The sequence below is a fragment of the Planococcus sp. APC 3900 genome (assembly GCF_030407735.1).
In the GTDB taxonomy this organism is placed as follows: Bacteria; Bacillota; Bacilli; order Bacillales_A; family Planococcaceae; genus Planococcus; species Planococcus notacanthi.
On sequence record NZ_JASDCT010000005.1, the window covers coordinates 1 to 24,866 of the forward strand.

Annotated in this window: 25 protein-coding genes; 6 read left to right on the forward strand and 19 right to left on the reverse strand. The window is 46.5% G+C overall.

The features are described from left to right. On the forward strand, nucleotides 1–286 hold a 286-nt coding region (locus QMA04_RS11135), incomplete at its 5' end, for a citrate/2-methylcitrate synthase (RefSeq protein ID WP_290185804.1). A 113-nt stretch (nucleotides 287–399) separates the two neighbouring features. Here the strand turns inward: QMA04_RS11135 and moaA are convergent. The 9 genes from moaA to QMA04_RS11180 all read right to left on the reverse strand — a co-directional run bounded on the left by moaA (nucleotide 400) and on the right by QMA04_RS11180 (nucleotide 7,402). Then, a complete protein-coding gene (gene moaA, locus QMA04_RS11140) occupies nucleotides 400–1,416 on the reverse strand; it encodes a GTP 3',8-cyclase MoaA (protein ID WP_290185806.1) in 1,017 nt (338 codons plus the stop codon). Then, nucleotides 1,406–1,996, reverse strand: a complete 591-nt coding sequence (locus tag QMA04_RS11145; protein ID WP_191714453.1) for a molybdenum cofactor guanylyltransferase — start codon at nucleotides 1,994–1,996, stop codon at nucleotides 1,406–1,408. The genes moaA and QMA04_RS11145 overlap by 11 nt, the downstream gene beginning before the upstream one ends. Further along, complete coding sequence (gene moaD, locus QMA04_RS11150; protein WP_191714452.1) at nucleotides 1,993–2,226, reverse strand: molybdopterin converting factor subunit 1; 234 nt, start codon at nucleotides 2,224–2,226, stop codon at nucleotides 1,993–1,995. Before moaD ends, QMA04_RS11145 begins: the two co-directional genes overlap by 4 nt. Beyond that, on the reverse strand, nucleotides 2,223–2,663 hold the full coding sequence (locus QMA04_RS11155; RefSeq protein ID WP_191714451.1) for a molybdenum cofactor biosynthesis protein MoaE: 441 nt from the start codon (nucleotides 2,661–2,663) through the stop codon (nucleotides 2,223–2,225). Before QMA04_RS11155 ends, moaD begins: the two co-directional genes overlap by 4 nt. Beyond that, entirely contained in the window at nucleotides 2,650–3,168 is a 519-nt protein-coding gene (gene mobB / locus QMA04_RS11160; protein WP_290185811.1) for a molybdopterin-guanine dinucleotide biosynthesis protein B, read from the reverse strand. Before mobB ends, QMA04_RS11155 begins: the two co-directional genes overlap by 14 nt. Continuing rightward, the gene (locus QMA04_RS11165; protein WP_290185813.1) at nucleotides 3,156–4,400 is read right to left on the reverse strand and encodes a molybdopterin molybdotransferase MoeA; all 1,245 of its coding nucleotides are present in this window, start codon (nucleotides 4,398–4,400) and stop codon (nucleotides 3,156–3,158) included. The genes mobB and QMA04_RS11165 overlap by 13 nt, the downstream gene beginning before the upstream one ends. A gap of 285 nt (nucleotides 4,401–4,685) precedes the next feature. Next, entirely contained in the window at nucleotides 4,686–5,969 is a 1,284-nt protein-coding gene (locus QMA04_RS11170) for an L-lactate MFS transporter (protein ID WP_191714448.1), read from the reverse strand. Between the two features lie 256 nt (nucleotides 5,970–6,225). Next, a complete protein-coding gene (fdhD, locus tag QMA04_RS11175; protein ID WP_191714447.1) occupies nucleotides 6,226–7,032 on the reverse strand; it encodes a formate dehydrogenase accessory sulfurtransferase FdhD in 807 nt (268 codons plus the stop codon). After that, entirely contained in the window at nucleotides 7,019–7,402 is a 384-nt protein-coding gene (locus tag QMA04_RS11180; RefSeq protein WP_191714446.1) for a Na-translocating system protein MpsC family protein, read from the reverse strand. Before QMA04_RS11180 ends, fdhD begins: the two co-directional genes overlap by 14 nt. A gap of 343 nt (nucleotides 7,403–7,745) precedes the next feature. On the opposite strand from QMA04_RS11180, the gene fdhF reads away from it, so the two are divergent. From fdhF to yhfH, 4 genes are all read left to right on the forward strand, one after another. Beyond that, nucleotides 7,746–10,673, forward strand: coding sequence for a formate dehydrogenase subunit alpha (gene fdhF, locus QMA04_RS11185; protein ID WP_290185816.1), 2,928 nt, complete (start codon nucleotides 7,746–7,748; stop codon nucleotides 10,671–10,673). Nucleotides 10,674–10,687: 14 nt separating this feature from the next. Further along, nucleotides 10,688–11,167, forward strand: coding sequence for a helical membrane plugin domain-containing protein (locus QMA04_RS11190; protein ID WP_191714444.1), 480 nt, complete (start codon nucleotides 10,688–10,690; stop codon nucleotides 11,165–11,167). A 717-nt stretch (nucleotides 11,168–11,884) separates the two neighbouring features. Continuing rightward, complete coding sequence (gene aceA, locus QMA04_RS11195) at nucleotides 11,885–13,177, forward strand: isocitrate lyase (RefSeq protein WP_191714443.1); 1,293 nt, start codon at nucleotides 11,885–11,887, stop codon at nucleotides 13,175–13,177. Between the two features lie 78 nt (nucleotides 13,178–13,255). Next, nucleotides 13,256–13,384 carry a protein YhfH gene (gene yhfH, locus QMA04_RS11200; protein ID WP_191714442.1) on the forward strand — a complete coding sequence of 43 codons (129 nt, stop codon included), beginning with the start codon at nucleotides 13,256–13,258 and terminating at the stop codon, nucleotides 13,382–13,384. Between the two features lie 52 nt (nucleotides 13,385–13,436). On the opposite strand, the gene QMA04_RS11205 is transcribed toward yhfH, so the two are convergent. Beyond that, nucleotides 13,437–14,144: a class I SAM-dependent methyltransferase gene (locus tag QMA04_RS11205; RefSeq protein WP_203339656.1), complete on the reverse strand. Its 708-nt coding sequence runs from the start codon at nucleotides 14,142–14,144 to the stop codon at nucleotides 13,437–13,439. 11 nt (nucleotides 14,145–14,155) lie between these two features. After that, nucleotides 14,156–14,719 (reverse strand): GNAT family N-acetyltransferase, encoded by a 564-nt coding sequence (locus QMA04_RS11210; RefSeq protein ID WP_290185819.1) that lies wholly within the window; start codon nucleotides 14,717–14,719, stop codon nucleotides 14,156–14,158. Nucleotides 14,720–15,016: 297 nt separating this feature from the next. Here QMA04_RS11210 and QMA04_RS11215 point away from each other — a divergent pair, with 297 nt between their 5' ends. Further along, complete coding sequence (locus QMA04_RS11215; protein WP_290185821.1) at nucleotides 15,017–15,991, forward strand: proline dehydrogenase family protein; 975 nt, start codon at nucleotides 15,017–15,019, stop codon at nucleotides 15,989–15,991. 76 nt (nucleotides 15,992–16,067) lie between these two features. Here the strand turns inward: QMA04_RS11215 and QMA04_RS11220 are convergent, their stop codons facing one another. From QMA04_RS11220 to QMA04_RS11255, 8 genes are all read right to left on the reverse strand, one after another. After that, nucleotides 16,068–16,619 (reverse strand): DUF488 domain-containing protein, encoded by a 552-nt coding sequence (locus QMA04_RS11220; RefSeq protein WP_290185823.1) that lies wholly within the window; start codon nucleotides 16,617–16,619, stop codon nucleotides 16,068–16,070. Between the two features lie 81 nt (nucleotides 16,620–16,700). Next, complete coding sequence (locus tag QMA04_RS11225) at nucleotides 16,701–17,504, reverse strand: metallophosphoesterase (RefSeq protein WP_290185825.1); 804 nt, start codon at nucleotides 17,502–17,504, stop codon at nucleotides 16,701–16,703. A 23-nt stretch (nucleotides 17,505–17,527) separates the two neighbouring features. Continuing rightward, entirely contained in the window at nucleotides 17,528–18,070 is a 543-nt protein-coding gene (locus QMA04_RS11230) for an NADPH-dependent FMN reductase (RefSeq protein ID WP_290185826.1), read from the reverse strand. Nucleotides 18,071–18,182: 112 nt separating this feature from the next. Beyond that, nucleotides 18,183–19,037 (reverse strand): ABC transporter permease, encoded by an 855-nt coding sequence (locus QMA04_RS11235; protein WP_191714435.1) that lies wholly within the window; start codon nucleotides 19,035–19,037, stop codon nucleotides 18,183–18,185. Continuing rightward, nucleotides 19,034–20,032 carry an ATP-binding cassette domain-containing protein gene (locus QMA04_RS11240; protein ID WP_290185828.1) on the reverse strand — a complete coding sequence of 333 codons (999 nt, stop codon included), beginning with the start codon at nucleotides 20,030–20,032 and terminating at the stop codon, nucleotides 19,034–19,036. Before QMA04_RS11240 ends, QMA04_RS11235 begins: the two co-directional genes overlap by 4 nt. Before the next feature lie 881 nt (nucleotides 20,033–20,913). Beyond that, complete coding sequence (locus QMA04_RS11245; protein ID WP_191714433.1) at nucleotides 20,914–21,984, reverse strand: ABC transporter ATP-binding protein; 1,071 nt, start codon at nucleotides 21,982–21,984, stop codon at nucleotides 20,914–20,916. Further along, entirely contained in the window at nucleotides 21,985–23,724 is a 1,740-nt protein-coding gene (locus tag QMA04_RS11250; protein ID WP_191714432.1) for an ABC transporter permease, read from the reverse strand. Nucleotides 23,725–23,760: 36 nt separating this feature from the next. After that, nucleotides 23,761–24,789: an ABC transporter substrate-binding protein gene (locus QMA04_RS11255; protein WP_290185831.1), complete on the reverse strand. Its 1,029-nt coding sequence runs from the start codon at nucleotides 24,787–24,789 to the stop codon at nucleotides 23,761–23,763. Nucleotides 24,790–24,866 lie beyond the last annotated feature (77 nt).

Here is a 24,866-nt window from a genome sequence, read left to right on the forward strand (position 1 = left end):
GACGCAGATCCGCGGCGAAGAAAAATGGTACGACATGTCCGTGAAGATCCACGAAATCGTCACTGGCCAGAAGAACCTGCCGCCGAACGTCGATTTCTACTCGGCATCGGTTTACCACAGCCTGAACATCGAACACGACCTGTTCACGCCGATCTTTGCGGTTTCCCGCACATCCGGCTGGCTGGCGCATATCCTTGAGCAGTACTCAAACAACCGCTTGATCCGTCCGCGTGCGGAATACATCGGGCCTGGCATGCAGACGTATGTGCCGGTTGAAGAACGCTAAGAGAAATATTTATCCTTTCCATTTACGGTTTGGACCATATCGACTCATCTAGATAAGCAAATGAAAAAGGCGATTCCTGTGTTTACAGGAATCGCCTTTTTCATTTGCCCCTGTTATCCGCCGATATAGGACATGCCGATTTTATTGCGGTTTTTTGCGGTGAATTCAGTGCGTTCATCCGAGTAGCGGTCATCCCGACGTTCCCAGACAGCTGAGATTTTTTCCAATAGTTCCTCATCGGTCAATCCACTCCGAATCAATTCCCGAATATCAAAATGGCCGGTTGCGAACAGGCAGGTGTAAAATTTACCGTCAGATGACAGGCGTGCGCGCGTACAAGATGAACAGAAAGATTCCGAAACGGATGTAATAAATCCGACTTGGGCATCCCCTTCTTCAAAACGGTAACGCTTCGCAACTTCACCATAATAATCTTTGTCGACAGGTTCCAGTTTATAGACGGTCTGCAGTTTGTCGAGAATCTGTTTTTTGGTCACTACTTTTTTAAAGCTCCAGCCATTGTCGTTGCCGACATCCATGAATTCGATAAAGCGCAATGTAATGCCCCGGTCTTTAAAATAAGCCGTCATCGGCAAAATTTCTTGTTCATTAACATCTTTTTGGACCACCATATTGACTTTAATTTCAAAACCGACTTGTTGTGCAAAATCAATTTGCTTCAATATATGAGAAGGTTCGACACCTCGGCCGTTTAATTTTCCAAACAGCTCAGGATCCAAGGCATCAAGGCTGATGTTCAATCGGCGCAATCCTGCATCATAAAGGGCCTGTGCTTGATTGCCAAGAAACATGCCATTTGTCGTTAAGCCGATGTCTTCCACCCCTTCAACCGAAAGGATTTTTTTAATAAGCTCAGGCAACCCTCTGCGCATCAAGGGTTCTCCGCCTGTCAGCCGGATTTTTTTGACACCCATCGCCACAAATACTTTAGTCAGGCGATGGATTTCTTCAAATGACAATAATTCCTGCTTCGGCAAGAATGCATAATCATCTCCGAAAACTTCTTTTGGCATGCAATACGAACAGCGGAAATTGCAGCGGTCGGTAACCGAAATCCGCAAATCCCGTATCGGGCGATGAAATTGGTCCTGTACTGGTTTAATGGCCATTTTGCCACCCCCTCATTTGATCGTCGGGTTGGTTCACATTACGGAAAACAAGCGGCTCTTCATGGATTTCTGATGAATCGATCCACTCGGTAGCCACTTTCTCCATAAACTTCATGACGCGGAATTGTCCAGCCTCCAGCTCTTGCTGCAGCTGTTCTTTTACCCGTTTATCCCAAATACTGAACAACGGGATTTTTCCAACTGTGTTCCATAAGGCTGTAATGTCTGACGCGTTGTCTGCAAGATCCAACAGCCTGGCTGTTTCTGCAGGCCCTACATACGGCATATCACAAGGCAGCACGAAATATTTATCTGCTCTCTTGGCAACCATCCCTGACAGGATGCCCGCCAGCGGCCCTTGTCCTTCAATCCAGTCGAGATCGGTAACGACTTCAGCATCGGATGAAAAGCGTTCCATCAATTCAGGTCTGGAAATGATGACCACATCATCACAAACAGCCGCTAACGCGTTATAAGCTCTTTCATAAAACAACTCTCCTTCTAGTTCCGCAAACGCCTTTGGGGAACCGTACCGCCGTGACAGGCCGCCTGCCAACAGGATTCCAACAAGAACTGTCATCCTCCGCTTACCGGTGGGATAAAAGCCACAACATCTCCTGTTTCCAGCACATCCGTCGGCAGCGCATATTCTTCATTGACAGCCACACGTGCTGCCCCGGAAACAAAATCCGGGTATTTCTCAGTCGCCCATTGCCATAAGTCTTCTACAGTCCGACCGGCCATATCGACTTGTTCTTCAGAAACACCGGTCTGTTCACGGAGTCCTGCAAAATAATGCAATTGGATCATGTCAATTCCCCTTCCGGTTTTTTCTTCTGGTCGCCGATCCATTCTTCGCCGTCTTCCCAAATTTCTTTTTTCCAGATCGGTACAATTTCTTTTATCCGTTCAATCGCGTATTCATTCGCTTCATAGGCTGTTTTCCGGTGCGGCGATGAAACCGCAATAACAACCGCAATGTCACTGATCTGCAGCTCGCCGATCCGGTGGGCAATCGCCACTTTCGTCCCTTCCCAGCGCTGTTCAATTTCTTCGCCGATCTGCGCCAGCTTTTTCTCTGCCATCGGCACGTAAGCTTCGTAAGAGAGATACATTGTCCGTACCCCTTTTGTCCACTCACGAACATGTCCAGTGAATAAAGTAACTGCTCCCGCTTCAGGGCGCAAGACAAAATCTGCGTAAATTTGAGGGTTGATCGCTTCTGTTACAATTTCAAATGCCTTCATTATCTATCACCATCCAATTCGCAAACCAATTCTGTAATAGCTTACTGTCATTCTGAAGAATCAACCGGATATTGTCCAGCTGCAATTCTTCCGGTGCAATTGCCAAGACGATATTTTGCAGCTTTTGAAGCTCCAGGCTATCTTCAACTGAACGCAGCAAAACAATTTTTTCAAAAGGCGCTTCTTTAAAGCCTTCCACCAAAATCAAATCCGGATTCCCTAAAGAAGCATAGTCAACTAGTTCTTCTACTGTTGCTGTTTGTTTTTGCTGATGCATTTGTATGATGCCATCCCCATATGCAATGGAACAATCAGCGCCGTTTCCCAACAAACGCATGCTGTCGGTATCTGCTTTCGGCAGTTCAAGCGGGCCACCATGGCCATGGTGCTTAATGAACGCAACCGTCTTTCCTTTATTTTTAGCCTGTTCCAGCAAATTTAAGGCCAGTGTTGTTTTGCCGCTGTTTTTGAAGCCGACAACTTGCAATACCTTTAGAGCCGCCATTTGCTTGCCCCTTCTTCCATGCCGAGAAGGAGGACATCAACCGTGTCGCTCCTGTGGAATCCGCGGCTGCCTCCAGGCAACACAATCAACGCATTGCCTCGTGCGATCGATGATACCGCATTCGATTTATTGAATCCAGCCGGTGACACTGTTTCGCCGTCGTAAGAAGCGCGGATGAAACGTGTAAATGGATTGGCTTTTGTGAAATCTTCTCCTAAAACCGCTTTTGTCTGCGGCAAATATAGTTTTCCCGCTCCCATCATCTTCAGCAGGGCGGGCCGCACGAACAACTCGAATCCGGTAAAGCAAGCAGAAGGGTTTCCGGACAATCCAAACAAATAGCGGCCATTTGCGACGGCAACAGTTGTCACACTGCCGGGGCGCATGGCTACTTTGTTGAACAATACTTCAGCCCCGAGCCGTTCATAGATCGCCGGCAGAAAATCAAAATCTCCGACGGAAACGCCGCCAGTCGTAATCAGGCAATCGGTTTCGTCCGCAGCTTTTTTGACCACTTCGTAACTTTCATCCAATTGGTCAATCGACATGCCGTACATCTTGCAGCGGAAACCCATTCGCTTCAGTTGGGCAACAATCATCGGTCCGTTGCTGTTGCGTATTTTGCCCGGCACTAATTCGTCATCGACCCCCAGCAATTCGGTTCCGGTTGAAAGGATTCCAACAACCGGTTGTTTCGCTACCGCGACTTGCGAATAGCCGAAAGTCGCCAGCAACGCGATTGTGCCTGGATTGATCAAACTTCCGCAATCGATGACCACTTCGCCTTTCTGGACATCTTCTCCCTGCAAAGAGACGTTTTCGAGTGCCTCAAACGGTTTTCGAATTGTGATGCCTTGTTCAGTTTCGACCGTCTGTTCAAACATCACAACGGCGTCAGCCCCTTCCGGAAGCTGGGCTCCCGTCATAATGCGGATTGCTTCATTGGCCCTCAGTTTTTCAGCCGAGACTTCTCCCGCTCCAATATGGTCAATGACACGAAACGAGATCCGATTATCGCCTGATGCTCCGGCAGAATCCACTGAACGGATGGCATAGCCGTCATAGGGAGACCGGTTGAACGGCGGCACATCACTGGAAGCGACGATCGGTTCAGCGAGGATACGGCCGTAGCTTTCTTCCAGGTCCACCTTTTCACTTCCGATTAGAGACGCCTTGCACAAAACCCGTTCGAGTGCTTCTGAAACGGAGATTGGCCTACGTTTTTCCACCATTATTCTTCAGCTCCTACTCATTAAAATGCTGGCATTATTTACATATGTATGTGGAGCTCTTTAAAGCTTTGATATTTTTTACAATGGACCTATACGTATTAAACTTATACAAAGCCTGAGAGCCTGTCAAACTGACCTTTTCGAATAAAACAAAAACAACCTTGGCAAATGGAGCGTTCAAGGTTGTTTTTAAGATTGGATTTTTTTACTTCTGTCGAAAATGAAGAAGTCATTTCCTCTTCACATTGTTAATTTCTGGAATGACATCCAAAGGTGTCTCTATTATCAATCGCTGACGGTTTCTGCAGTTGGCGCTACAGCTATTTCTCCATTTTTGGCACGGATTCTCCGGATATCCAAACGAATGACCAGTGAAATGATCAAAGCCACTACGAACAGGCCGGCGAAGAACAACAGGCTGCTTTCATAGCTTCCCGTCTTATCCTTCATGAAAGCGGCGAACAAAGGTCCTGCGAGGCCGGCTGCTGCCCACGCAGTCAAAATATACCCATGGATTGCTCCCAATTGTTTCGTACCGAAAATATCCGCGATGTATGCTGGGATCGATGCAAATCCACCGCCGTAGCATGTATAGATGATTGCCAGCATGATCTGGAAGAAAATTGCGTTGGTAGTGAATGGCAATAATGCAAATAACGCAATTTGTATAACGAAAAATGCCGTATACGTATTCGGTCGGCCGATGTAATCGGAGATTGCCGCCCAGCCCAAACGTCCGAGGCCGTTGAAAATTCCAAGGACACCAACCAAAGCCGCTGCCTGGACGGTAGTCATGCCGATGCTGTCAATTGCCATCGGTTTGGCCGCCGATAAAATCGCGATTCCGCATGTGACGTTGATGAATAGCATAAACCATAAGTAATAAAAGCGCTTTGTCTTTACTGCCTCGTTGGCCGTCAGCTGGGACAAGTCGATTTTCCGTTCAGCTTTGCCGGTGTTTATTTTTTCTTCAAAGCCTGCAGGCATCCAGCCTTCTTCCGGCTTTTCAAGATACAGGGATGACAGGGTCATGATGATCAAATAGGCTGCTCCTAAAATATAAAAAGTCTGTTCCACTCCAACTGAAGTGATGAGCATTTCCATAATGGGGCTGCTGATGGCTGCGGCAAAGCCAAAGCCCATGATGGCAAGGCCAGTAGCCAAACCGCGGCGATCCGGGAACCATTTGACCAATGTGGAGACCGGCGCAATATAACCGATGCCAAGCCCGATTCCCCCAAGCGCTCCGTAAAACACATAGAGCATCGGCAAAGAGGAAGCGCTTACAGCAAAGCCCGAGCCAATGATGCCGGCACCGAAGAAAAAGGCTGCTACTAATCCCGCTTTTCTCGGACCGTATTTCTCTACAAAGCTGCCGAAAAAGGCTGCCGATAATCCCAGGAACAGGATGGCGATGCTGAATGTCAGCTGCACTTGGCTGGTGGACCACCCAAACTGGTCAATCAGTGGATTGGTAAAATTGCTCCATGCATAGACGGAGCCGATCGAAATATGTATTCCTACTGCAGATAATGCGATTAACCATCTGTTTTTCGGCTTCTTTTTCATTTCCCTAACCTCCTAGTCAATTGCTTGTGTTTATATAAAATGATTTCCAACAGTGAAAATCATCAGTTTTAGGAATTGCGGTCATTTGTATTTCGACTAGGCAGGCAGGAAATACCAAACTGGGAATAAGTAAAATCACAATAAACACTGCGATGGCTGGAATATACAGCTCAGAACTGCCTCTGTTTAATAACCGAAATATTTAGACGATTAGAAGCATAGCACCCTTCCCTTTTTTTGTCACTCTATTTTTTTACTAAGTTGCAGAAGTTTCTTTACTGACAATCCGTTCAGGGTGCGTATACAGATTGAACGATCCACCGCGAATAAAGCCGACAGCGGTGATGCCCAAATCGTCTGCCAAAGTCAATGCCAATTCTGTTGGTGCGGATTTCGACAGGACAATTTCACAGCCGATCTTCGCTACCTTCAGCAAAATCTCTGATGAAATCCGCCCGCTGAAGACGATGACTTTGTCGCGGACGTCAATATTGTTCACCAGGCAATAGCCGTAGATTTTATCGAGTGCATTATGTCTGCCGATATCCATGCGCGAAACGATGATGCCGTTCGCGTCACAAAGCGCCGCATTATGGACGCCGCCTGTCTGCTTGAACATTTCAGCTGAAGCCGCCATCCCCTCCATAAGCTGAAAGCAATTTTCCGGGGTTAGCGTTACGCTGACATCGGACATTTTTTTAGCAATCATAGCATCATGCGCAAAGACAAATCCCTGTCGGCTCATGCCGCAGCAGGAACTGATGAACCGCTTGTTCTGGAGCTGCTCAAAAAATGGATAGACTTTCTCAGCGGTTATGTGGACCGTTCCCGTTTTTTCTTCCACCCGGATTTCCTGGATGTCCCGGTAATTGGGGATGATGCGCTCAGATACCAAAAAACCGATGGCCATTTCTTCCATATGCTCAGGTGAACAGACGATAGTGATAAACTCTTTGCCGTTTATTTTAATGGTAGCCGGTTGTTCGACAACAACACGGTCTTCTTTTTCGATAAACCCGCCTTTTTCGTAGCGCAGGATTTTTCGTGCTTTATCTTGTTGCATCGGTTTTGCCTCCTGGCTGTCCATTTTGGTCAATCGGCCGGTCAAACAGAAATACAGATACGGCGATGTCGTCTTCAACTTTGATGTCTGAGAATAGATGGACGAATTTGGCCCCGACCAATTCCTCCATGCCTTCCGGTGCTGATGTGGCATAGACACTTTGGATCATCCGGGTGCGCGCAGTGTGGACCATTTCTCTGCCTTCCGGTGTTCTGGCAATGAATTGTTCTGAGGGGCTCAAATTCCCATATAAAGTCGCGATGGCCATATCATTAACAAAGACAGTCTGTATGCGTTCGGGACCTTTTCCAAAAAGGTTTTTCCGCAACTTTCGAATGATGTCATTGAATTCATGGATCTGTCTGGACATGTAGATCCTCTCCTCTTTCGGACTTGTAATTTTTTGACTAGTACCAATTTTAGTTGTGCATCTCATTTTTACTGTATATAATAATAGCATATGTTGGTGTTGCTGTATTTTAATGCAACAGCGCTTTCACTTTACCCTATATATTTGGATTGGTCATTTAACAAGTCCTGTTAAGACACTATTCCACTATGAAACAGATGCACTTGTCAAGTGTGTTTTTCATGGTGGAATTTTTTTATCCCTTTTTTGCGGACAGTTTGATTCCCCTATGCCGAGGAGGCTGGCAGGTCAAACGTCCGTTGTAAAAGCTGGATGCTGCATATCATAAGAAGGAGGTTTTGGCATGTCCATTAAGATTAACGGTTCCCCTGTCGAGTTCGAGCAGGGAAAAACCATTTTACAGGTGCTCAACGAAGAAAAGATTCTTCATCCGCAAATCTGTTATATGCCTGAAGTCGACCCGATCGAAACCTGTGACACATGTATCGTTGAAGTTGACGGAAAGCTTGTTCGTGCCTGTTCAACTCCAGCAACTGCCGGTATGGAAGTCCAATTGGCTTCCCCGCGCGCCAAGGAAGCGCAAACCGAAGCCATGGACCGGATTCTTGAGAATCACTTGCTGTACTGCACAGTCTGCGACAATAACAATGGCAACTGCAAAGTCCACAACACTGTCGACATGATGGAAATTGAACACCAAAAATACCCGTTCGAACCGAAGTGTACAGTCGATGAAGTTGATTTAACCAATCCGTTCTACCGGTATGATCCGAACCAATGTATCGCCTGCGGCCAATGTGTCGAGGTCTGCCAGAACCTCCAGGTCAATGAAACTTTGACGATGGACTGGTCACGCGACCGGCCGATTGTCCTGTGGGACGGCGGCGCCAAAATCAACGATTCTTCCTGCGTCAGCTGTGGCCAATGTGTTACTGCCTGTCCGTGCAATGCCTTGATGGAAACATCGATGCTTGGTGAAGCAGGTTTCATGACCGCCATTCCGGAGAAAATCCTGAAGCCGATGATTGATTTGGTGAAAGACGTTGAACCGGGCTATAGCGGCATCATGGCCGTATCGGATGCAGAAGCAACGATGCGTGAAACACGGACGAAAAAAACCAAAACAGTCTGTACATTCTGCGGTGTCGGCTGTTCATTTGAAATCTGGACTAAAGACCGTGAAATCCTGAAGATCCAGCCTGTTTCCGAAGCGCCGGCCAATGCCATCTCCACTTGCGTAAAAGGCAAATTTGGTTGGGACTTCGTCAATAGCGAAGAGCGCATCACCACTCCCCTCATCCGCAAAAATGGTGAGTTTGTCGAAGCTACTTGGGAAGAAGCGCTTGATTTAGTCGCTTCGAAATTCAAAACGATCAAAGAACAAAACGGCAAAGATTCAATCGGTGTCATCTCGTCTTCGAAAATCACCAATGAAGACAATTACATCTTACAGAAGCTGAGCCGCCAGGTATTTGAAACGAATAACGTCGATAACTGCTCACGCTATTGCCAATCCCCTGCGACAGACGGTTTGTTCCGTACAGTCGGAATGGGCGGAGATGCCGGAACCATCAAAGACATCGCCAGCGCGGGACTCGTCATCATTGTTGGCGCCAACCCGGCAGAAGGCCATCCCGTATTAGCGACTCGCGTCAAACGCGCGCACAAATTGCATGGCCAGAAATTGATTGTTGCCGATATGCGCAAAAATGAAATGGCCGAACGCTCGGATATCTTCATTACGCCGAAACAAGGCACGGACCAGGTATGGCTGATGGCTGTAACGAAATACATGATCGACCAAGGCTGGCATGATCAGCAATTCATCGATGACAACGTCAATTATTTCAATGATTTTAAAGAAGTGCTGGACCAGTACACATTGGACTATGCCGAGCAACGCAGTGGCGTTTCCAAGGAAACCTTGATCCGCACAGCTGAAATGATCCGTGATGCTGACGGCACTTGCATCCTTTGGGGCATGGGAGTCACGCAAAATACCGGTGGTTCTGACACGTCCGCTGCAATTTCCAACCTCTTGCTGGCGACTGGAAACTATCGCCGGCCAGGAGCTGGCGCATACCCGCTGCGCGGCCACAACAATGTTCAAGGAGCTTGCGACATGGGCTCATTGCCAGGCTGGCTTCCGGGCTACCAGCATGTTACAGATGACGCTGCCCGCCAAAAATTTGAACGGGCTTATGGAGTGAAAATCGACGACAAGCCGGGTATGGATAATATCCAAATGCTGCAGGCTGTTGACGAAGGCATCATGAAGGCCATGTATGTTGTCGGTGAAGATATGGCATTGGTCGATTCGAACGCCAACCACGTAGATGAAGTTCTTGCGAAACTTGACTTTTTCGTCGTACAGGACATTTTCTTCTCACGGACCGCCCAATACGCAGATGTCATCCTTCCGGCAGCCCCGTCACTTGAAAAAGACGGTACTTTCACCAATACAGAACGCCGCGTTCAGCGTCTGTATAAAGCACTTCCTGAACTCGGCCATTCGAAAGCGGATTGGTGGATCGTCCAGGAAATCGCCAACCGCCTTGGTGCAGGCTGGAACTACAGCCACCCAAGTGAAATTTTTGCAGAAATGGCGAGTCTGTCTCCATTGTTCGCAAAAGCCGATTACACGAACATGGAAGGTTGGAACAGCTTCCTTTGGGGCAGCCTTGAAGGAGAAAGCACCCCACTCCTTTATGCCGATGGCTTTAATTTCCCGGACAAAAAAGCGCGTTTTGCATTGTCCGATTGGGTAGAACCAGTAGTGTTCCCGGTCGAGTACGATCTGCATATCAATAATGGCCGTTTGCTGGAGCATTTCCATGAAGGCAATATGACCGATAAATCAAGAGGGATCATTTCCAAACTGCCGGAAACTTTCGTTGAAGTGTCTCCGCAGCTGGCTAAAGAACGTGGACTGGAAGATGGATCAACTGTCCGCCTCGTCTCCCCTTACGGCGCATTGAAATTGCCCGTCATCGTTACAGGGCGAGTAAAAGGCAATGAATTGTTCATGCCGATGAATTCAACAAACAAAGAAACGGCCATCAATTTCCTGACTGGACCGGCTGTCGATCAGCGTACCAATACGCCGGCTTATAAACAGACCAAGGTCCGGATGGAAGTGCTGAAAGACCATGTCAAACGCCCGCTGCCAAAATCAAATCCGCGGGACAAGAAACGGACGCCAGTATCCGGCATCGAAGTGGAACGCAAATGGGCACGTGAAGGTTATGTGCACCTGACAGATCAACGATAGAAAGGTGATGTCCAATGGCAAGCCCAATAACGCAGATCAAGAAGAAGGAATGGACCGCTGACGAAATCCGTCAGCAAAAACTCTACGAATTGGAAACGCTGATTGCCGAACAGGATCAGGCGCTTAATAAATTATTGGCCATTACTGGTGATTTGGATGATGCAGGTGTCTTGGATGCTGTCCTCGCGATGGTCAAAGCGAAAGAAGGCATTGCCGAAGTGGTCATGGGCCAGGCAACACGTGAACCGGTGACCAACCTCATCAATAATATGATGAGTGCAGCAGGCGCACTGACAGCGATTGATCCGGCTTCAACAGGCAAGCTGGCTTCGAGTGTCGTCAATGGCTTAAAAGAAGCGGAAACTCAAAATAATAATGGCAAAAAACTTGGGGTGCTCCAGCTGGTAAAAGCATTCAGAGACCCTGACATCAACCGCACCATCAAGTTCGGCCTTAACTTCCTGAAGGGGATGGGAAAAGGATTGGACCGCTAATAAGCTTTTAAAAATATTCCCTTATAGAAACAGCCGCAGCTTTCTTCCTAGCTGCAGCTGTTTTTTTTACTTTATCGCGGGCAAGAACCACTTTCGATGAACGAAAATCCTGTTCTATTGCTTTTATGGATTCAGCCTAATGATGGATAATAGATCATCCTTTCCTTTTTCTGTATGCCTTCTGAACGTGTGTGCACTTGTCAATTTTTATCGTCATTCTATAAGAGCTTCTATTATATAGAAGAAACTGCTTTGAGAGTGCCTTGGGTCCCTCTTTTCAAATTAGCTGTGGCAAGGTTTTAAGCACAGTTTTCCTCTTAAATTTTTTCTGTTCCTTCTATATATTAAAAGGAATCAAATTCAAAGATTGCATGATTGAATGGTTATTATGTAGAGACGGTATGTTTTTCTAAACGGTTTGTCCAAAATCACTGCTTCTTCAACAGTACTTTTTGCATCCATCGCCAGTCTGCATCCTCCTATTCGCTTCCATCGTCCTCACCTTCCCCTTTCCTCATACTTCTCCTAAAACTGTATTGAAACAGGATATCAGAATACTCTCTCTTCTTTATCGCGAATAGTCGTCCCTTATCGGTAAATAATCGCTTTTGTCCAATTTTGAAGACAACCATCTCTTTCTGTTATATATTAATTAACAAGAAAACAAACTGTACTAACACAGATTGTTGATTCTCAAATCAGAAAGGGATGGATGACATGGTCGCAAACAAACAACAACAAATCGAGGAACTGAATAAGAGCTGGGAACAAGACGAACGCTGGAACGGCATTGAACGTATGTACACAGCTGAGGAAGTCGTAAAGCTTCGCGGTTCTATCCAGATTGAACATACATTGGCGAGAAAAGGTGCTGAACGCTTGTTCCGCTCGATTCACGAAGAAGATTTTGTAAATGCACTCGGCGCATTAACTGGCAACCAGGCAGTTCAACAAGTTAAAGCAGGATTAAAAGCAATTTACCTGAGCGGCTGGCAAGTAGCTGCGGATGCAAACTCTGCAGGCCAGATGTACCCTGACCAAAGTTTGTACCCGGTCAATTCAGTACCTGATGTAGTGAAGAAAATTAACCAGGCGCTTCAACGTGCAGATCAAATCGATGGCGTTGAAGGCACAGAAGGCTTTGACTGGTTCGCACCAATCGTAGCAGATGCAGAGGCCGGCTTTGGCGGACCGCTGAATGTCTACGAATTGATGAAAGCGATGATCGAAGCAGGAGCTGCAGGCGTCCACTTTGAAGATCAATTGGCTTCCGAGAAAAAATGCGGACATTTGGGAGGCAAAGTATTGCTTCCAACTCAAAATGCAGTAAGAAACCTGACTGCAGCCCGATTGGCAGCTGATGTACTCGGCGTACCGACCCTCATCATCGCCCGTACGGATGCAGATGCAGCTGATTTGATCACAAGCGACATCGATCCACGCGACCATGCTTTCATCACAGGCGAACGCACACCTGAAGGCTTCTACCGTACGAACGCAGGAATTGACCAAGCTATCGCACGCGGCCTGGCATATGCACCTTATGCGGATCTTGTGTGGTGTGAAACGTCCCACCCGAACCTGGAAGAAGCTCAACAATTTGCTGATGCCATCCATGCTGAATTCCCTGGCAAATTGCTTGCCTATAACTGTTCACCTTCATTCAACTGGAAAGCGAAGCTTGATGAAGAAACAATCGCGAAATACCAGGTTGAACTTGGCAAGATGGGTTACAAGTTCCAGTTCGTTACATTGGCTGGCTTCCACTCATTGAACCACAGCATGTTCGAACTTGCTCACGATTACAAAGACAACGGCATGGCGGCATACTCGAAGCTGCAGCAAGCTGAATTCGCCAACGAATCGAAAGGCTACACAGCGACACGCCACCAGCGTGAAGTTGGTACAAGCTACTTCGATGAGATTTCACAGATCGTTTCGGGCGGTACAAGCTCGACAACTGCTATGAAGGGCTCGACTGAAACCGCTCAATTCACAACAACTAAGTAAGCAACACATGTCTACTGATTAGCATCCTTTCCAACGCCACGGCATTCAAACCAAATTAACCTATTGGAGGAGATCATTATGAAAACGACTAAAACATATGAGACACGCTCAATGAAAGAATGCCGCGAGTGCGGATGCGAAATCAAGGAGCAGCACCAGTCTATCATCTACGAATGTGAACGTTGCATGTGCAATAAAGACGAATAGAACATGAATTCCCCCCACTTGGTTGTACCGAGTGGGGGGATTGTTTTGTTTTTTATTTTTTTCGGACTTTCAAAATCAGGAAATTTGGGCTCTTCAACAATCGTTCATATTGTTCAGGTGCCAATTCCTTAAATTGTGCTGTTGGTTTTGGCTCTATCACTTGCTCGATTGAAAAAAAGCTTAGCAGCGTATTAAGGATTTCACTTAACGGCCGGCGATAAAATGGCATATTGTAAATTTTTCCTGCCTTATTCCATTGGTCGACAATCAATTCAGTCGAAAAATAATGAGCATCGTCCAACAGCTGCAGATCCGTCAAAGGATGATGGATCGACAGCAGAAAACTCCCTCCTGGCTTCAGTACGCGGCTGAACTCCGAAAAAACCCCTTGCCAATCCTTCAAGTAATGCAAGGTCAAGGAACTTACAATAAAATCGAAACGATGGTCGTCAAAAGGCAAAGGTTCTTCCAAATCCAAGCACAGGGCTTCCACTTTTTCGCCAAGCAGCTTTTGTGTAGCATTGACCATTTCGGGACTCAAGTCTACGGCTGTCACTTGTGCCCCTCGATCGGCCAATTGTTTGGAATACCAGCCTGCCGAACAGCCCGCATCGAGTCCTCTCATCCCCTCCATCGTGAAAGGAATGTGCTGCATCATCGCTGGCCGTTCGTATTGCGTATTATAAAGATTATTTGCATCTCCCATTTTCTCATAGATGCCTGCCAATTCATTGAAATTCTCCAACACATGCTTTTTCATGTTGCACCTCATCATTCTTCATATTCTTTTACGGCATCCAGCTTATGGATTTTATATAGCACATGTTTCTTCAGCGGACTGCTGGAATCCAGTTTCGGATGTTCAAATTCGCCTACTTTTTTCATACCGATCCTTTTCATAACAGTTTCCGAAGGGAGATTGGTCGTTGAAGTAAAGGAATAGACCTCTGCCATATCCAAAGGACCGAATGCATACGCTAGACAGCCTTTCGCCCCTTCAAGCGCATAGCCTTGTTTCCAATAGCGCTTGTCCAAACGCCAGCCAATTTCCGCTGCCCCTTGTCCTTCGATGGGCATGGTGATTTCCAACAGACCAATAAATCCAATGAACGCCCTGTCTTCTTTGCGTTCCACGGCCCACATGGTATACCCTTTATCCTCAAAATGTGCGTTAAAGCGGTCAATTAAAAGGTCCGCTTCATCCTTCATCAACGTTTTTGGAAAATAGCGCATCACTTCTTGATCTGCCGCCATAGCTGCAAACGGTTCCCGATCCTGCGTTTTCCAACTTCTGAAACCAAGCCGCTGAGTTTCAAAGAGATAGTCAGTTTCCATTCGCCCCCTCCTTTAATTATTGATTTTTCTTCTGATTCCAGTTTAACAAAGTCCATAACTTCTGAAAGTGCACACTGAAATTTTCACTATTTGTCTCTTTATTGACTGAAAACTTCAATAAATATCAAAATAGAAAAAATAAAGATTGCAAAATGCATCATAATTTTGCATTATTATAGATAGGGATAGTTATTAATGCAAAATTATTTTGCGTCTAGATGTTTTTTAAAACATAATTTAGATTTCCCTCCACTAATTTGTTCCGTAAAAAATACAGAGAAGATTGGGGCAATAAAAATGATCGTTAAAAATTTCTTTATGCATCTTTCAGAAAACCAACTTTTAAATAAAGCCGCACAAAATTACGGATTTAAGCTGGGGGCACATAGTGTTGTCGCTGGAACCAATATCGAAGAAGCAATGGGCAGCATCAAAGAACTGAATGCACAAGGAATCAGCTGCACCATCGATAATCTGGGTGAATTTGTCCACGACAAAGCAGAAGCTTTACACGCAAAAAAACAAATCTTGGGTGTCGTGGATGCTATCCATGCACATCAAGTGGATGCCCATATTTCCTTAAAACCTTCACAGCTTGGGTTGGACATCGATTACGATTTCTGTCTTGAAAATATCAAGGAAATCGTCGAAAAAGCGTCCGCTTTTGACATTTTCATTAATTTTGATATGGAAAATTATGCGCGCCTGCAGCCATCGTTCGACTTGTTGGAAGAATTATCGAAGGACTATGACAATATCGGGACTGTTATTCAATCCTATTTCTTCAGAGCCGAGGAAGACATTCAAAAATACAGCAAGTACCGCCTGCGCATTGTCAAAGGCGCTTACAAAGAACCAGAAGCAGTTGCCTATCAAACCAAAGAAGAAATTGATGCCAATTTTATTGAGTTGATCGAGTATCATCTATTGAACGGCAAATTCACTTCCATTGCGACACATGACCACAATGTCATCAACCACGTAAAACAATTCGTGATTGACCATAGCATTCCGAAAGAAAAATTCGAATTCCAGATGCTTTATGGTTTCCGCAAGGAAATGCAGCTGGAGCTGGCGGAACAAGGCTACAATTTCTGCACGTACATTCCTTTCGGTACAGACTGGTATGGCTACTTTATGCGAAGACTGGCAGAGCGCCCACAGAATTTAAACCTGGTCGTGAAGCAGGTATTCACCAAAAAGACCAATGCTGCAATCGGGGTGGTTGCTGGAGCCTTTTTACTTGGCCGTCTGACGAGCAAAAGATTCTAAAACGCCCAAGACCATCATCAGGACAGAAGAAAACCTGCAGATCCTTCACAAGGTCTGCAGGTTTTTTGGTTGTGGTTTATTCCTCTTTTGGATAAGTTACTATACCTTTGGCATCCACCACAGTCTTGGCTCCCCACATGCCCACTTCATGCTCAACAATATCGACCGCCCCTTTTTTTCCATCGATGATGTGCAAGACGCGATGGCCGCTTGCGGTCAGATAATTGCTGATCAGCAGACGGTGGCAACGCGCAGGATGGCGCTCTGAACAACAATACGCCGTCCGTTTGACAGCCGCTTTCTCCAATAATTCTTTTATGCCCTCTTGGAATTCTTCTGTCAGTGTGTAATCCGCATAGTTATGAAAAGACTGGTTGCGCCAGCCTGCATTCCGGTCTTCTTCCATGTCTTTCGACTTTCGTCGCCTGCCACCGAGCTTCGGGAAGTGTTCGTATGCGAATCCTTCTGCTTCAAGCCAGACTGGAAATTCGTCTTTTGAGAATTGTGGCCACTTGCGGCTTCCCGGGAATGCCCGAACATCTGCTAAAAGTTCGATAGATCGAGATTTTAGCATCTCGTCAAAAAACTCTTTTGAATGGCTGGAATGTCCGATTGTGTAGATATCCATTAATCTGATCCGCCTCTCCCATTAGGTATTGCTTATCCTATTCCTTTGAGAAGAGCGGAGTAAACATGGACAAAGACTTCTTCAGATTTCGATGACATTTATCGCTGAGTTGATTTCCTCCTCAGCAGAATCGTTTTTCCATTCGTGCGGATAGTAGCCAAGGGGATTGCAGATGCAATCGATACCTTTGTATTCTTCATGATACCTCGTATGAATATGGCCGAAAATCAATTTTTTCACGCCGTATTTTTCAGCCAGTTCCCCAATGCCTTTACTTCCCATCATGGCATTGAAGAAATCCCAGGCAGGGTCGTTTTTAACTTGGACAAAATGGGCTAACGGCACAAAATGACTGACCAGAATGATGTTCTTTTCCTGATTAGCCATGAGCCAATTCTCCAGCTTCGCCAAATATCTTTCTGTGATTGCCACATCATTCTCCGGCCAATGGGCATGGATTTTATCCGGCCATGTGAAATCGTTGAATTGCCCGGCAGAAAACTGTTCAGCGGTATACTCTTCGACACCGAATGTATAGTCATACCATCCGCCATCTCCGATTACGACCCACTCTTCGTTCAAGTGAACCGGACCATTGCCGAGATTCCCTGCAAATTTCAACAAAGTTTCATAGGCAGCGGTAGCATCCTCGTGATACAAATCATGATTGCCATGTACATATAAAATCTGGATCTCCGGCAATTCGTTTTTTAGCCGATTCAATAACGCCAGACTTTTAACAGGGCCAGACGTGATGTCGCCGCTTGTAATAAATACATCCGGCTTATGTGTAGCCAGCCATTCTTTCAGCAGCCCCCAAATATCAGCACCTGTTTTTTTGCGGTTCAACCCTTCGTGAACGTCAGATAAGATGGCAATTTTCACTGGCCATTGCTCCCTTCCACAAACTAAATAAACCGTTTCATCCATTGCTCAAAATTGTCCGCCACTTGATCCAGGAATGCCACAGTCGCTTCATCCGTAATTGTGCCTGTTTCGTCCATTTTCTTATGGACCGCACCCACATAAACTTCATTGCCGATCAACACTGGAGATTGCAGCCCTGGCGCAAAAAGAATATCGCGTAAATGCATCTGCGCTTTAACGGTTCCTAAATTCCCCATAGAAGCGCCCATAATCCAGGAGGGCTTGCCTATCATCACTTTATCGACACGCGACAACCAGTCGATGGCATTTCCCAGGACACCAGGAATGGTTGAGTTGTATTCCGGAGTTACCCAAAGAACCGCATCCGCTTCTTTGACCGACTTCTTGAAATCAGTAATTTCCTGCGGTTCATTATTTTCAATGTCTTGGCTGTACAAAGGCAGGACACTCAAATCCAGAATCTCCATGTCAAATCTGTTGTTGTAACGTTTTTTTACAAACTCCGCTAATTTCCGGTTGAATGAATCTTTCCGTACGCTTCCTACGATTACTGCAACTTTCATTTACTTTTCCTCCTCATCGGCTTTTATAAATCTCCGTATCAGCCTTTAGTATAGACTATTCTGTCAATACCGGCAGAGAAAAAGCATTCCATAATCAGATGTTCCTTCCGTGTCATTTCTTATTTCGATATAGATACATCGTGAGCGGGGCAAAAATAGCTGTCATGATAGCCGACACCACCAGAACACCGGCCACCTGCTGCCAAGTTCCTGTTCCATGCATGAATCCACGTACCGCTGTTGCTAAAATGGAAATCGGGTTGCTGTTTACGAATCCCTGTAGCCAAGTCGGCAAGGTTTCAGGCTCTACAAAAACATTACTGACAAAAGTCAACGGCATGAGCACCAAAAAACTAATCATCATTAACGATTTTTCGGAACGGACAATCAACCCGAAAGTTGTCCAAATCCATGACAAACTGAAAGAGAAAATCAGCACCAGCCCAATGGCAAATGCCACACCCATCAGGCCGCCTTCCGGCCGAAAACCGAGCATCAACCCTAAAAGGATCATGATGACAGAAGCCATCGAATAGCGGATGACATCAACCAACAAGGCGCCGATCAACGCAGAAGGCAGCCAAATCGGCAAGGTCCGGAACCGGTCAAAGATCCCTTTTCGTATATCGTTATTCAAATCTATGCCCGTATACATTGTAATTTGGGCAACTGTCATCACCAAAATGCCGGGCAGAAGGAATTGCAAATAGTCACGGGTCGATCCGGCAATGGCTCCACCAAATAAATACGTAAACATCAGCAGAAAAATAATCGGAAAAACGGTAACGTCAAACATCTGTTCAGGAACGTGCTTGATCCGCAGCAAGGCGCGCGAAGCAAACGCCATTGTCGAAGCGAAAGCATTCGGCGGTTCTGGGCGTTTGCCTGAAGCGATGGCTTGATGCAAACGCTCGTCTATGCTTGAATCTGTGCCGATCGAATTTTTTGTTTGAAGTTGGACAGTCATAAGGTCTCCTCCTCAGAAGCATGTTGCTGATCTGCAGACTTACCTGTCAACGTTAGAAACACTTCATCAAGGCTAGGGCGTCCTAAAGAAAAATCACTGACATCGATACGCTGTTCGGCAAATTCAGCTAATGCTTCCGCGACGCGTGCAGAATCATCAGCCTGCGCCGTCAAAGACGTGGAATCAGCTCCAAGATGAACTGCAGCATCCAGCTTTTCTTCCAGTATGGCCTGTGCACGCCACTGGTCTTCAGCATTAACCAACTGGACATTTAATGTCCCTCTTCCGACCGATGCCTTCAGCTCATTGCTGGTCCCTTCAGCAATAATTTTGCCGTTGTGGATAACCCCGATCCGGTCTGCCAATTGATCTGCTTCTTCTAGGTACTGCGTCGTCAGCAAAACCGTCGTCCCAGCCCGAACCAGTGCGCGGATGATATCCCAGACTTGATTGCGGCTGCGTGGGTCGAGTCCTGTAGTCGGTTCATCCAAAAACAGCAGATCCGGCGTCACTACGATGCTCGCTGCAATATCGATGCGACGACGCATACCACCTGAATACTTTTTCACCTGGCGTTTTGCGGCACGTTCCAATCCGAAAGCTTCCAATAATTCCATTGCCCGGCTTCTAGCTTGCCCCCGTGTAAACCCCATCAGCCGAGCGATCAGCATCAGGTTTTCAACGCCCGTCAAATCCTCGTCAATCGACGCGTATTGGCCCGTCAGACTGATTCGGCGCCTGATCGCCGCACTGTCTGAAACCAAGTCATGGCCAAAAATACGGGCTTTACCTGCATCTGCAGGAAGGAGCGTTGCCAACATTCGGATAGTCGTCGTTTTGCCTGCTCCATTCGGACCTAAAAAACCATAAACTGTTCCTTTCTGAATGGCCAGGTCGACGCCATCGACTGCACGCTCTTTCCCGAATACTTTTACCAAACCCTCCGCCTCAATAGCCAAGTCATTGTTCTGTAGAATGTTTTCGCCTTCCCACATACTCCTCACCTTTTCTATGATTTGATGGGTAGATCAACAATGATCATAATCTCCAGGCTTCACCAACAATAGATAAGTCTAGAAAATACTTTACATTTCTTGTTAGACTGATTGGAATATAGAGGCAGATGGCTGTCAGGTGAAATGGCAGGTAATAGTTGAGTGTACTTATATCTAAAATTATACTACCGGTTTTTTACTGATTAAAAATATCGCATTCCTTAACTACGTCTCATTATACCAAACGTTTGTTCTTATTAAAAGATTGAATACTCAGTTTTATTTAAAAAATTAATTATAGCTTTTCTTTTAATTGTTCAGTGCAAAAAAGCTGAGGAAGCCAATCGTGTTCAAACACGAATTGGGCTTCCTCAGCTTCTAAATCGATACATGATCTTTGGTTTCTATTAATAGCTAGTAAGGCTAAAATGGTTCAAAACGTTCAAAAGTTATTACCACACTTCTTCTTTCCTTTTTCTACATACGCATGAGCTTCTGCCATTCTTTCTAAAGGATAGCTTCAATCGATGATTGATTTAATCTTTCAAGTTTCAATCAATTCTTCAGAAAGAGCAAATCTTTTTTTCTCATCGGTGCTAGGCCGCCTATCAGCCTCTTATTGTTCATGGCTGATGTCGAAATCATTAGGTCAAAATCGGACATTCGTGCAGCTGACGAAAGATAGATGCCTTTTTCTTTAAGAGTGCTTCTACATTGCGAAAACTTTGATTTGCCTATCGTATCGAAGATGATACCGCATGTTTCACTTGAATCAGTAAAATTTTGAATGTTGCAGTCGATAACTCGATCTGCTCCCAAAGACTTTACCAATTCTACATTTCTCGCACTGCAGACAGCGGTTACTTCAGCTCCAAAATAAGTCAGCGCGTAATTAAAGATTTTTGCTGGACCGGGGCATTCTTTAACGAAATGCCGACAAAATCTCCTGGCTGAAAACGTGATGCAAATACCGATTCGTGAATGGTCCAGGTTTCTTCACCGACTTCCACCGTATAATGGATTTCGTGCCCTTGGTACTGGACAAAAGAAACGATCCCCTGCACCCCATCTTGTTCTGCTGCCGTCAGTTGGAACTGCTCCGGGCGCACCGGATAAATGCCATTTCCCTTAAAGCTCTCCGCCACTCCAAGGTCTGGCCAAACATTTTTCGAATCGATGGCCGGAACAAATCCTGCATTCTGCCACTGACCTTTCACCAGGTTGCATTTGCCGACAAAAGTGGCCACAAATTCCGTTTCCGGACGTGTGTAAAGAATTTCAGGTGGCGCAATCTGTTCAATCCGCCCCTGGTTCATGACAACGATTTTGTCAGCGATGGCTAAAGCTTCTCCTTGATCATGTGTGACAAAGACGATGGATGCTTTTGTCTCCCTATGCAACTTTTGAATTTCCTTGCGCATTTCCATCCGCAGCTCGACGTCAAGCGCACTCAACGGTTCATCCATCAGCAATAGATTCGGCAAAGGCGCTATGGCCCGCGCGAGTGCCACGCGCTGCTTCTGGCCACCTGACAGTTCTGAGGGGTAACGGTCAGCCATCGCATTCAGACCGACCAGTTTCAGTACTTCATTGATGCGCTCCTGCAACTCTTTTTTGCCTTCTTTGATTTTATTCGGGTGGTAGCTCAGCGGAAATTTGATGTGCTCGGCGACCGTCATATGCGGCCACAAAGCAAATGATTGGAATACCATGCCGATGTTGCGTTTTTCGGGCGGCAGGACGCGCTTAGCCGATGCCAATAAGGTGTCGTCCATGGAAATGGTCCCTTCTGTTGGTCCCATAAAACCTGCCAATAACTTCAATAAAGTCGTTTTTCCGCAACCCGAGGGCCCGAGCACCGCAATAAATTCACCATCTCCGATTTCAAGATCGATCGAATGCAAGGCGGTGAATGAACCATAATTTTTAGATACATTATCCACTTTGATCATTTATTTTTTCAGCACCTTTCTATCCCATAATTTGCCAACCGACATAAACAGTGCGCCACCCATCAGTATGCCGAGCACCAGTACGGTCGAAAAGGCTGTTGAGTATGTCGAATAACCGGCCTGTTCATATCCGAAAATTACGACGCCGATCGTTTCGGAGCCGGAAGACCACAATAGACTGGATACCGTCAACTCCGTGAGCGCCATCAAAAATACGAGCAGCGCCCCGCTGAGAATGCCAGGAAACAGCAATGGCAATAAAATCCGTCGCCATTTTACCCAGCCGGCAGCTCCTGAAGTCCGTGCAGCTTCTTCCATCGATGGATCGATCTGCAGGAATGCCGTATAGCTTCCTCTAACTTGAAGCACAAAAAACCGAGCAACGTAAGCGATGAACAAAATCCACACCGTGCCGTAGATGCCCGGATTCCAACCTGGCACCGGCTCCAGCCACATGAAGATCATGCACAGGGCAAACACTGTACCTGGCAGCGCAAACGGAATGGTCATGAACAGCTCTGCCGCTTTCGTGCTCCAGTCCGGGTACTTGAAGCGCAGATACGCCATCGCAGTACCAAGCACCAAACAAATCAGCATCGTGAAAAAGGCCAACTGCAGGCTGTTGGTCAATGCCGATAAAGGTTTGGAATCGGTCAAAAAGACATATTCATAATTTCGCAAGGACAAATTCTCCAGATTGAACGGAACCCCATAAGCGGAAATCAGCGACAATGCGCCCATTGTAATCAGCGGCATCAGACTCGTCACCAGCAGGAAAATCCATAAGGATGCTTCCAACAGCTTTTGCTTGCCAGCCGATAAATAAATGCGCGGCGTGGAATCGCTTCTGTTTGTCTCATTGACGCGGCTGCGGCGCAGCAAGAACCACTGCAAGACAGTCCCGAGCAATGCGATAACGCCAAGAATGACAGACAACACAGCGGCGCGCGAGAATGCCGAAGGCCCGAATCCGACCACTTGTTCATAAATATAAGTGCTCAAGACGCGAATATTGGCGGGTGTCCCGAGAAACGCCGGAATCCCGAAGTTATCCAAATTCGATAAAAAGGCGATGAGTCCGCCGCTGGCAATTCCGGGCAGCGCCAGCGGAAGCACCACTTTGCGGAACGCCCGTTTTTTCGACAAGCCGCTAGTCGCAGCTGCCTCTTCCAGTTCACGCGGAATTTTCCGGAACACATTGACCGTAAACAAATACACCAGCGGATAATGAGAAATCCCAAGGAGCAGGATGATCCCCCCGATACTGTATAGGTTTGGGGCTTCCAAACTTCCCGGCAGCCACGACAGAACTGCATTCACTGGACCCGATGCGCTGAAAAATTGTGTCCAGGCAAGAGTCGTAATATAGGAAGGGATGATGAAAGGCAGAAAGATAAAAAGTTGCATCGCCCTTTTTCCACTCAGTTGGACATAAGCTACAATCCAGGAAAACAAGACCCCCAGCACTAAAGCCAGAACCGTCGAGCCTGCTACAATGATCAACGTGTTCTGCACCGTTTTCCAGGTTGCAGGCTCCCCTAAGACTTCGGTGTAATATTGCCATGTCACTGAGCCGTCTTCTACAAAGCTCAGCCAGACGAGCCGCAGCACCGGCAATAGGAAAAACACGAAAATGGCCAACAGGCCGATTATTTTATACAAATTCTTTTTTTGAAAAAAGAGAGAAAAAGAGGAATCCCTCTTCTTTCTCTCTTCTACCATTGGCTGTTTCACTGTCATATCCGTAACTCCTCACATCGAAATTCACGCAGTCGTTTACTGGCCGAAAATCTCTCCGAATTTCGCTTTGTCTTCATCACGCGTTTCCAATAGTTCAACCGCTTCGGCATCCAGGATGGTCATTTCATCCAATGTCTTCAAGCCTTCAGGCGCTTCGATGCCTTCGCGGATAGGCGTATAGCCTTGTTTAGACGCCAAAGTTTGCCCTTCTTCTGAAAGGATGAAATCAACAAACGCTTTGGACGCTTCTTCGTTTTCCGTGTTTGCCATAATGCCCACCGGCTCAGTGATCACCGGAACGCCTTCTGACGGGTAAATCAACTCTACAGGAGATCCTTCATTTTTGGCGCGAGCCGCCAAATAATCTACGATGATGCCGTAATTCTGATCCCCAGTGGCAACGCTTTCCAATACTGCTCCATTTCCTTGGATAATGGTGATGTCATTGGCACGAAGCGCTTCGTAATATTCCCAGCCCAGGCCGTCCTGTCGCGTCATGACGCCCAGGTTATAGGCTGCTGCACCTGAATATAGCGGACTCGGCATAACTGCCTGCCCTTTCGTTGCCGGTTCTGTCAACGCGTTCCAGCTGTCAGGAAGTTCTGTCACTTCATTGGTGTTGACGATCAAACCGGTCGCCATCACTTTTGTCCCAGCATACATGCCATCCGGATCGACAAAAGCTTCATCGATGGATTCCGCTTCAGGCGATTCATAAGCAAGCAGCAACTCTTCTGCTTTAAAATTTTCGAAAGTCACGGAATCGGCAACCAGCAGCACATCTGCCTGGATATTGCCGCCCTGGTTTTCTGCCTGTATTTTCGATACAACTTCTTCAGTACCGGAACGGAAAATGCTGATGTCGACTTCCGGATTCTGCTCTTTAAAAGCATCCACTAATGCTTGTGCATCCGCATCAGGCTGCGAGGTATAGAAATCCAAAGTACCCGAGACGCCCGCTCCGCCTTCTGCAGGTTCGGTTGAAGATCCAGCTTCCTCATTGCCGCATGCCGCTAAAAATGCAGCTAAGCACAATGTCGCTGATCCAAAAAATATTTTTTTCATGTAAATTCCTCCTCGAATGATAATTATGATTTCCAGTAGATATGTACGACTCTCGATAAGTATAGAGTTGTTTTGTG

What these genes read in the sequence shown, in the direction of transcription:
- moaA (WP_290185806.1), bottom strand. Translation starts at nt 1,416, where the DNA reads ATGGCCATTAAACCAGTACAGGACCAATTTCATCGCCCGATACGGGAT.
- QMA04_RS11145 (WP_191714453.1), bottom strand. Translation starts at nt 1,996, where the DNA reads ATGACAGTTCTTGTTGGAATCCTGTTGGCAGGCGGCCTGTCACGGCGG.
- moaD (WP_191714452.1), bottom strand. Translation starts at nt 2,226, where the DNA reads ATGATCCAATTGCATTATTTTGCAGGACTCCGTGAACAGACCGGTGTT.
- QMA04_RS11155 (WP_191714451.1), bottom strand. Translation starts at nt 2,663, where the DNA reads ATGAAGGCATTTGAAATTGTAACAGAAGCGATCAACCCTCAAATTTAC.
- mobB (WP_290185811.1), bottom strand. Translation starts at nt 3,168, where the DNA reads ATGGCGGCTCTAAAGGTATTGCAAGTTGTCGGCTTCAAAAACAGCGGC.
- QMA04_RS11165 (WP_290185813.1), bottom strand. Translation starts at nt 4,400, where the DNA reads ATGGTGGAAAAACGTAGGCCAATCTCCGTTTCAGAAGCACTCGAACGG.
- QMA04_RS11170 (WP_191714448.1), bottom strand. Translation starts at nt 5,969, where the DNA reads ATGAAAAAGAAGCCGAAAAACAGATGGTTAATCGCATTATCTGCAGTA.
- fdhD (WP_191714447.1), bottom strand. Translation starts at nt 7,032, where the DNA reads ATGCAACAAGATAAAGCACGAAAAATCCTGCGCTACGAAAAAGGCGGG.
- QMA04_RS11180 (WP_191714446.1), bottom strand. Translation starts at nt 7,402, where the DNA reads ATGTCCAGACAGATCCATGAATTCAATGACATCATTCGAAAGTTGCGG.
- fdhF (WP_290185816.1), top strand. Translation starts at nt 7,746, where the DNA reads ATGTCCATTAAGATTAACGGTTCCCCTGTCGAGTTCGAGCAGGGAAAA.
- QMA04_RS11190 (WP_191714444.1), top strand. Translation starts at nt 10,688, where the DNA reads ATGGCAAGCCCAATAACGCAGATCAAGAAGAAGGAATGGACCGCTGAC.
- aceA (WP_191714443.1), top strand. Translation starts at nt 11,885, where the DNA reads ATGGTCGCAAACAAACAACAACAAATCGAGGAACTGAATAAGAGCTGG.
- yhfH (WP_191714442.1), top strand. Translation starts at nt 13,256, where the DNA reads ATGAAAACGACTAAAACATATGAGACACGCTCAATGAAAGAATGCCGC.
- QMA04_RS11205 (WP_203339656.1), bottom strand. Translation starts at nt 14,144, where the DNA reads ATGAAAAAGCATGTGTTGGAGAATTTCAATGAATTGGCAGGCATCTAT.
- QMA04_RS11210 (WP_290185819.1), bottom strand. Translation starts at nt 14,719, where the DNA reads ATGGAAACTGACTATCTCTTTGAAACTCAGCGGCTTGGTTTCAGAAGT.
- QMA04_RS11215 (WP_290185821.1), top strand. Translation starts at nt 15,017, where the DNA reads ATGATCGTTAAAAATTTCTTTATGCATCTTTCAGAAAACCAACTTTTA.
- QMA04_RS11220 (WP_290185823.1), bottom strand. Translation starts at nt 16,619, where the DNA reads ATGGATATCTACACAATCGGACATTCCAGCCATTCAAAAGAGTTTTTT.
- QMA04_RS11230 (WP_290185826.1), bottom strand. Translation starts at nt 18,070, where the DNA reads ATGAAAGTTGCAGTAATCGTAGGAAGCGTACGGAAAGATTCATTCAAC.
- QMA04_RS11235 (WP_191714435.1), bottom strand. Translation starts at nt 19,037, where the DNA reads ATGACTGTCCAACTTCAAACAAAAAATTCGATCGGCACAGATTCAAGC.
- QMA04_RS11240 (WP_290185828.1), bottom strand. Translation starts at nt 20,032, where the DNA reads ATGTGGGAAGGCGAAAACATTCTACAGAACAATGACTTGGCTATTGAG.
- QMA04_RS11245 (WP_191714433.1), bottom strand. Translation starts at nt 21,984, where the DNA reads ATGATCAAAGTGGATAATGTATCTAAAAATTATGGTTCATTCACCGCC.
- QMA04_RS11250 (WP_191714432.1), bottom strand. Translation starts at nt 23,724, where the DNA reads ATGACAGTGAAACAGCCAATGGTAGAAGAGAGAAAGAAGAGGGATTCC.
- QMA04_RS11255 (WP_290185831.1), bottom strand. Translation starts at nt 24,789, where the DNA reads ATGAAAAAAATATTTTTTGGATCAGCGACATTGTGCTTAGCTGCATTT.